Annotated in this window: 5 protein-coding genes; 3 read left to right on the plus strand and 2 right to left on the minus strand. The window is 37.4% G+C overall.

Annotation, left to right across the window (positions count from 1 at the left end; translation table 11 throughout):
• Positions 1-70: 70 nt before the first annotated feature.
• The 3 genes from AC6CH7_RS17880 to AC6CH7_RS17890 all read left to right on the plus strand — a co-directional run bounded on the left by AC6CH7_RS17880 (position 71) and on the right by AC6CH7_RS17890 (position 5,656).
• Positions 71-1,933, plus strand: coding sequence for an ABC-F family ATP-binding cassette domain-containing protein (locus AC6CH7_RS17880; RefSeq protein ID WP_498264034.1), 1,863 nt, complete (start codon positions 71-73; stop codon positions 1,931-1,933).
• 88 nt (positions 1,934-2,021) lie between these two features.
• Positions 2,022-3,884 carry a tRNA uridine-5-carboxymethylaminomethyl(34) synthesis enzyme MnmG gene (gene mnmG, locus AC6CH7_RS17885; RefSeq protein ID WP_498264035.1) on the plus strand — a complete coding sequence of 621 codons (1,863 nt, stop codon included), beginning with the start codon at positions 2,022-2,024 and terminating at the stop codon, positions 3,882-3,884.
• A 143-nt stretch (positions 3,885-4,027) separates the two neighbouring features.
• On the plus strand, positions 4,028-5,656 hold the full coding sequence (locus AC6CH7_RS17890; RefSeq protein WP_498264036.1) for an Ig-like domain-containing protein: 1,629 nt from the start codon (positions 4,028-4,030) through the stop codon (positions 5,654-5,656).
• A gap of 1 nt (position 5,657) precedes the next feature.
• Here the strand turns inward: AC6CH7_RS17890 and AC6CH7_RS17895 are convergent, their stop codons facing one another.
• The gene (locus AC6CH7_RS17895; RefSeq protein WP_498264037.1) at positions 5,658-6,167 is read right to left on the minus strand and encodes a gamma carbonic anhydrase family protein; all 510 of its coding nucleotides are present in this window, start codon (positions 6,165-6,167) and stop codon (positions 5,658-5,660) included.
• Positions 6,168-6,169: 2 nt separating this feature from the next.
• Positions 6,170-7,756, minus strand: a complete 1,587-nt coding sequence (gene nadB, locus AC6CH7_RS17900) for an L-aspartate oxidase (RefSeq protein WP_498264038.1) — start codon at positions 7,754-7,756, stop codon at positions 6,170-6,172.
• Between the last annotated feature and the right edge of the window lie 250 nt (positions 7,757-8,006).

Here is an 8,006-nt window from a genome sequence, read left to right on the forward strand (position 1 = left end):
GCTATATACCAAATAATTATTGCTTACTTTTGTAGTAATTTCTTATCTATAATCTCGTTAAACACAGACTTTGAGCACACTAATTGCAGCCGAAAACTTAGGCCATGCTTATCACGATGAATGGCTTTTTAAAAACTTAACTCTGGGCATACAAACCGGTCAGCGCGTAGCGCTAGTTGGAATAAATGGCGCCGGAAAGAGTACCCTATTAAAATTACTTGCCGAAAGATTCTCTCCTCTTGAGGGTAAAATTGTAAAAAATAAATCCGTAAAGATTGGATTTCTTGATCAGGAGCCATCTTTCACTGAAGGTCACTCCATTAGTGATTTCATATTCTCTCTTGAAAACAAGCAACAACAGCTTATCAAAGAATACGAAGAGCTGATAGAAAACCCTAATCCAGATGAAAAGACACTAAATCGCTTATACGAAGAATTAAGCGAACATAACGCCTGGGAGTATGAACATGAGATAAAAACCATTTTAAGCCGTATGGGGATCACTCATTTACAACAACAGATCTCTACACTTTCCGGCGGACAGAAAAAGCGGTTGGCCCTGGCCAAACTACTTATTGAGGACCCTGAGATCTATGTATTAGATGAGCCAACGAATCATCTGGACATAGATACGATTGAATGGTTAGAGAAATTACTTACATCTGGAAATAAAACGATCCTATTAGTTACACACGATCGTTATTTCCTCGACAATGTATGTAATACGATTGTTGAGTTAGACAGAGGAAAAATATATAATTACAATGGCAACTACGCCTACTTCCTTGAAAAGAAATCTGAAAGAGAAGCTGCTGATGAGAGTACTTTTCAAAAGAACAAAAATCTTTTAAAGAAAGAATTAGAGTGGATGAGAAGGATGCCGCAGGCACGTACTACCAAATCTCAGGCAAGAATTGACGCATTTTATGACTTAGATAGCAAAACAAAGCAACGGACTGACAATCAAAGTATTACTTTAAATGTAAAAATGTCACGCCAGGGGAATAAAATTCTTGAGCTAGACCATATTGGACAGTCATTTGATGATAAAAAAATCATCAGTGATTTCAGTTACACATTTAAACGCGCCGACAGAATTGGTCTTGCTGGTAAAAACGGAACAGGAAAATCCACCTTGCTAAATATTATTACCGGATTTCTTAAACCTGAAAAAGGAAAAGTTGGCACAGGAGAAACAACTGTTTATGGTTATTATAAACAAGGGGGGTTAGCGTTCAATGAAAAAGAACGTGTTATTGATATCGTAAAATCTGATGCCGAATATATTAAAATGGCCGACGGACAAACCATCTCGGCCTCTCAACTTTTAACGTTATTTCTCTTCCCTCCCAAGAAGCAACATGGCATGGTCGAGAAACTAAGCGGTGGAGAAAAGAAGCGTTTGCACCTGATGAAAGTCTTAATGCAAAACCCAAATTTCTTGATTCTCGATGAGCCTACAAATGATCTTGATATCGACACTTTAAATGTTCTTGAAGAATTTCTTGAAAATTTCCCAGGTGTACTAATACTTGTATCGCACGATAGATATCTATTAGATAAAATGAGCGAGCAATTATTTATAATGGAGGGGAATGGTGAAGTGACAATTTACAATGGAAACTATTCGGAGTACAGATTAAGTCTAGATGCCGCAAAAGAAAAACCAGAAGTAAAAAAGAAAGAAACGCAAACGCCCGCTCCTACCCCTGTGGCGCAAAAAAAACTAAGTTACAAGGACCAGAAAGAACTAGAAGATCTGGAAGCAAGGATTCCCCAAATTGAAACAGAAGTAGAAAAACTAACACAATCTTTGCTAGAAATTGATAGTTCAAACTATATTGAAATTCAAACCGTAACCAAGTCTATTGAAAGCTTAAATACCGAAATGGACGCTGTAATGGAGAGATGGCTGGCGCTTTCAGAAAAATAAATTAATAACTTTACAAACACGTTCCACGTGAAACGCTCCGGAAAATCATCACAGCGTTTCACGTGGAACACACAAAATATACTAAGCTATGTTTAATGAATATGATGTAATTGTTGTCGGCGCAGGGCATGCAGGTTGCGAAGCGGCCGCGGCAGCAGCGAACCTTGGCTCTTCCGTTCTGTTGATTACGATGAACATGGAGACCATTGCACAGATGAGTTGTAACCCGGCAATGGGCGGAGTAGCCAAAGGACAAATAGTTCGGGAGATCGATGCTATGGGTGGGTACTCCGGAATTATAAGCGACAAGACAACTCTTCAATTCAGAATGCTAAACCTTTCTAAAGGTCCTGCGATGTGGAGTCCAAGAACTCAAAATGACCGAAAAAGATTTGCCGAAGAATGGCGACTAGCTTTAGAGCGAACTCCAAATGTCGACTTCTGGCAGGACATGGTAAGCAGCCTAATCATTAAAAACAATACTGTAGTCGGAGTTAAAACTTCCTTAGGTGTCGAGATAAAAGGCAAGTCCGTTGTGCTCACAAACGGAACATTTCTAAATGGAGTTATCCATGTCGGCGAGAAAAAATTTGGAGGTGGCCGCACGGGAGAAAAAGCAGCAACCGGAATTACGGAACAACTAACAGAGCTAGGATTTGAAGCAGGCCGAATGAAAACCGGCACCCCTCCCCGAGTAGATGGAAGATCTTTAAACTACAGTGTTATGGAAGAGCAATGGGGCGATGAAAATCCCGGTAGATTTTCTTATACAAATGTAGCCAGACCAACCGAGCAACGTTGCTGCTGGATCACCTATACAAACTCCGAAGTACACGAAACCTTAAAAGAAGGCTTCGAAAAATCACCAATGTTTACCGGCCGCATCAAAGGCTTGGGTCCAAGGTACTGCCCCTCTATTGAAGACAAAATCAATCGGTTCGCTGAACGCGAAAGGCATCAAATATTTGTTGAGCCGGAGGGCTGGAATACCTGTGAAATCTATGTGAATGGATTCTCTACCTCATTGCCAGAAGATGTACAATACAAAGCACTAACTAAGATCCCAGGATTCGAAAATGCCAAGATGTTCAGACCAGGCTATGCCATTGAGTACGATTATTTTCCACCTACTCAATTATCTTTGACCTTAGAGACCAAGTTAATCAGCAATTTGTTTTTTGCTGGCCAAATAAACGGTACAACCGGATACGAAGAAGCTGCTAGTCAAGGCTTTATCGCAGGAATCAATGCTCATCAAAAGGTAAAAGACAAACATGAACTTATCATGAAGCGATCTGAATCCTATATTGGTGTTTTAATCGATGATCTTGTAACAAAAGGTACTGAAGAGCCATACAGAATGTTTACCTCCAGAGCAGAACACAGACTTTTACTTAGACAAGATAATGCCGACATCAGGCTCTCTCCTATTGGTCATAGTCTAGGCTTGATAAATGAAGAACGTTTAGATCTGGTTAAGCAAAAGGTAGCAAACTCAGATGCTATTGTAGAATTCTCTAAGAAACAAGCTATTGACATGGCTCAGGCAAATGCTCTCCTGCAGGATTTAGGAACAAGCGCATTAAATCAGACGGTAAAAGTATTCAACCTGTTAAGCCGCCCGCAAGTAGGAATAAATGATATAAGAACCGTTAGTCCTAACTTCAATGAGTTTTTAGATCAATTTGATAAAGAAACTATTGAGCAGGCTGAAATAAAAATCAAGTATGAGAGTTATTTTGAAAAGGAACAGGAAATTGTAAATAAAATGCAAAAGATGGAAGACAAAGATATTAATCCAAATTTTGACTATTCTCAATTAGTATCTTTATCAAAAGAGGCTCGTGAAAAATTGTTAAAAATAAAACCGAGAACACTCGGACAAGCATCCCGAATTTCAGGTGTTTCACCTTCCGACATATCGGTTTTAATGGTGCATATTAGCAAATAACACGTAACTAACTGGACAATAATAACTTAGATATTAAAACAACAGACAAAAACAAGGCTCATTTTAAAGCGATATAAGCTGCTTTTAAAAAAAATTAATGATATCTATTAAAAACAGGTTTAAATTCAATACAACTCATATAAATGGCTAAAAACACCAACCTAGTCTTCTTAAGGAATTTCACTATCTCATTTTTGATAGTTTCTTTAATTTATAGCTGTGCAAGTATTCAGCAACCTCAGGGCGGACCCAGAGACACCACCCCTCCCAAGGTTTTAAGCATGGTACCAAAAGACGAGACTACAAATTTCACATCTAAAAAAGTTGTTATAGAATTTGATGAGTATTTCAAATTACAGAATGAATTTAAAGAATTTTCTGTTTCACCTGAAATGCCTAAACCTCCTGTTCTAAAAACCAAAGGAAAAAAATTAGAAATTTCCTTTCCGGATAGTCTCGAAAAAAATACAACATATACTTTAAACTTTGGAAAGTCTGTTGCCGATGTTAATGAATCCAACGTAGTCAAAAATTTAACCTATGTATTTTCAACAGGTCCAAAACTTGATTCACTGAGTATAAAAGGAAAAGTAACAAATTCATTAACCGGAGAACCCGAATTAGACGCCGTTGCATTTATACTGCCACTAAATAGAGATACACTATTTGGAAAAGGCAAACCTTCTATTTATACCCTTACAGATAGCAGTGGTAATTACAGTTTAAAAAATTTAAGGAGTGATACCTATAAACTATACGTCCTCAAAGAAAAAAATGGCGATAAAATCTACCAGCAAGCGACAGACGAAATTGGTTTTCTAAAGGATTCTATCGTTCTAACCAAGAATATGGATAGCATGAATCTAAAAGTATTTAAAGAGGACGCTACCATATTTAGAATCCTTGACAAACGCCTAAATCCAGATGGAAGTATATTGTTGACTTTTAATCAAAAGCTAAAGAAGCCGGAAGCAATAATTTTGGATCCTCCAGCTTTAGACGCTTCAAAGAAAATTAAGTTTAATAAGAACAATGATTCACTAAAGGTTTGGCTTACAGATTTAAACTTCGATTCGACAAAAGTAAGCATTAAAGAAAACGGAAAATTGCTTCAAACAACAACACTAACCAGAGGTAAAAAAGAGACATATACCAGAACATTAACCGCATTAAATAATCTCGATAACCGTGCTTTGCCACCAGGCAGAACCCTAAAATTTACCTTTAATTTTCCAATAGAAAGCTTTGATGCAAGCAAAATAACGCTACTGGAAGACTCAGTAGACACCAAAAATTTTACCCTGACCAAAGATAGTTTAGACCAACTCTCCTACTATTTCAGGTATCCGTGGAAACAAAAAACCATGTATGATATCACCTTCGCCCCAGGCGCATTTACAGCCATCTTTAAAGCTCAAAACAAGGAAATAAAAACCTCACTTGAGCTGGGTAAGAAAGATGATTACGGAACGCTAAAAGTTAAAATTGTACCTCCTGAAAAACAAAAAAGTTATATTCTGGAAATTATTGATGGCAATAAAAGCATTGTAAATACAATAGTTGTAAAACAAGATACATCTGTCACTTTCAGTAATTATAAAGGTGGAAAATACTTCATAAGAATAACCTACGACACCAATAAAAATGGCGTCTGGGACACAGGAAGTGTTGCCTTGGGGATACAGCCAGAAAAAATATGGAACGAGCCCAAGGAGCTGTCTATCAGGCCTAACTGGGAAAGAAATGAAGTGATCACTATTCCAAAAGAATAAGCTATCTGAACCAGTCAGAATACATAATATAATTATCCGGCAACTTATTTAATAAAGCCCTTTGCTCATCGGTAATGGGCTTTATTTTTTTTGCAGGCGTACCGGCATAAATAAACCCACTTTCACAATGTGTATTCTCTAAAACTACAGCCCCTGCAGCAATAATAGTATACTCTTCAACCACTGCATTATCCATTATAATGGCGCCCATGCCAACCAGTATATGGTCGTTTAAAGTACATCCATGTACAATTGCATTATGCCCCACAGATACTCTATTTCCTATCTTAGTGGCCGCTTTCAGGTAAGTAGCATGAATAACCGCACCATCCTGAATATTACTATCATCACCAATCGTAATCTTATTTACATCCCCTCTAATCACGGCATTAAACCAAACGGAGCAATTTTTTCCCATAACCACATCTCCAACTATTGTAGCATTAGGAGCAATAAAACAATTTTCACCCCATTTTGGATGTACATCTTTAACTGGTAATATAACTGGCATATTTAAAAAATTGTATCCGTTAATTGTTCTGAATGATTAGGATAATCAGTAGTAAAATGAAGCCCTCTACTCTCTTTTCTGGCCATAGCCGATTTTATAACGATGAAAGCTACCTGAATGACATTTCTAAGCTCACAAAGTTTTACAGAAACCTTATTTCCTTTATAAAAATCTTCGGTTTCCTGATGCAATAAATACAAACGTCTCATGGCTCTTTCCAACCTAAAATCAGAACGAACTATACCAACATAATCGCTCATTAATTTCTGAGTTTCTCTTAAGTTATGAGTTACCAATATGTCCTCATTTGATTGGGTAACCCCATGGTCATTCCATTCAGGAATGTTATCAGGAATCACGTTTTTCATAAAATTAGCCACAGCATGTTCAAATATCCGATGAGCAAATACAGGAGCTTCCAATAATGAATTAGAGGCCAACCTGTTGGCTCCGTGCAAGCCCGTTGAAGAACATTCGCCACAAGCATATAAATTCTTTATAGACGACCTTCCAAATTCATCTACAAATATTCCACCGCACATATAATGAGCCGCCGGAGTAACCGGTATCAGATCCTTGGTCATATCTATACCAATAGACAAACATTTGGCATATATATTAGGAAAATGAGCCAAAATATCAGCCTTTTTTCTATTTGTTATATCCAGATAAACGAAATCCTCACCGGACTTTTTCATTTCAGCATCAATTGCCCTAGCCACTATATCCCTTGGGGCCAGAGACCCACGTTTATCATATTCATACATAAACTCATCACCATTTTTCCTTCTAAGTACTCCTCCAAAACCTCTAACAGCCTCAGAAATTAGAAAAGCAGGATACTCTCCCGGATGATATAAAGCTGTCGGATGGAATTGAATAAATTCCATATTCCTTACTTTTCCTTTAGCCCTATAAACCATTGCCATTCCATCGCCAGTCGCAATAACGGGATTTGTAGTACTGGAATAGATATGTCCAGCACCGCCAGAAGCCATGATAGTCACATTTGCCAATATCTTTTCCACATCGTTAAGCTCTGTATTAAAGGCATATATCCCGTAACAGTTAATAACCTCTGTAGCTTTATCAACATGTATCCCCAGGTGATGCTGCGTAATTAACTCCAAACAGAAGTAATGTGTTAATATCTCTATGTTCTCATTCTGATGAATTTGCTTCAATAACACGCTTTCAATTTCATAGCCCGTTACATCTTTATAGTGTAAAACACGGTGTTCAGAATGCCCGCCTTCTTTTGCCAGATCGTACACTCCTGTACCATCTTTATCAAAGTTAGTCCCATAGTCGATGATCTCTTGTATACGCTGAGGCCCCTCAGTTACAACCACTTCTACAATATGTTTATCACATAAACCATCTCCAGCAATTAACGTATCTTCAATATGCTTCTCAAAAGAATCATCTTTATCTACAACAACAGCCACCCCACCCTGGGCGTATTTAGTATTAGATTCGTCTTCGTTAGACTTAGTAACAATTAATACTTTACCATATTTAGCTGCCTTTAATGCGAAGCTCAAACCGGCAATACCTGATCCTATGACCAAAAAATCTACTTTTCTCATTAAAATGTGTTATTTCCACTCCTTTGTTAACAACGTTGATATAATTGTTAACTACTTGTCTAAATAAATAGAACAATTTTATTTGAATGTTTAAAGCTAAGCTAAAATGGTAATTCGACACAATATTTTAACTTATTTTTAAGCACGATCGTATAGGTTATTAACTTTCTATTCACCAACGAAGAATACACATATTGGTATTGATAAGTTTTAGAGTGAATTAAGTCGGATCGTAGCCATGTCGTTCTGT

Source organism: Pedobacter sp. GQ55 (genome assembly GCF_059758925.1).

Bases quoted from the DNA above. Each gene is read 5' to 3' on its own strand.
- AC6CH7_RS17890 (WP_498264036.1), top strand. From the start codon at position 4,028: ATGGCTAAAAACACCAACCTAGTCTTCTTAAGGAATTTCACTATCTCA.
- AC6CH7_RS17895 (WP_498264037.1), bottom strand. From the start codon at position 6,167: ATGCCAGTTATATTACCAGTTAAAGATGTACATCCAAAATGGGGTGAA.
- mnmG (WP_498264035.1), top strand. From the start codon at position 2,022: ATGTTTAATGAATATGATGTAATTGTTGTCGGCGCAGGGCATGCAGGT.
- nadB (WP_498264038.1), bottom strand. From the start codon at position 7,756: ATGAGAAAAGTAGATTTTTTGGTCATAGGATCAGGTATTGCCGGTTTG.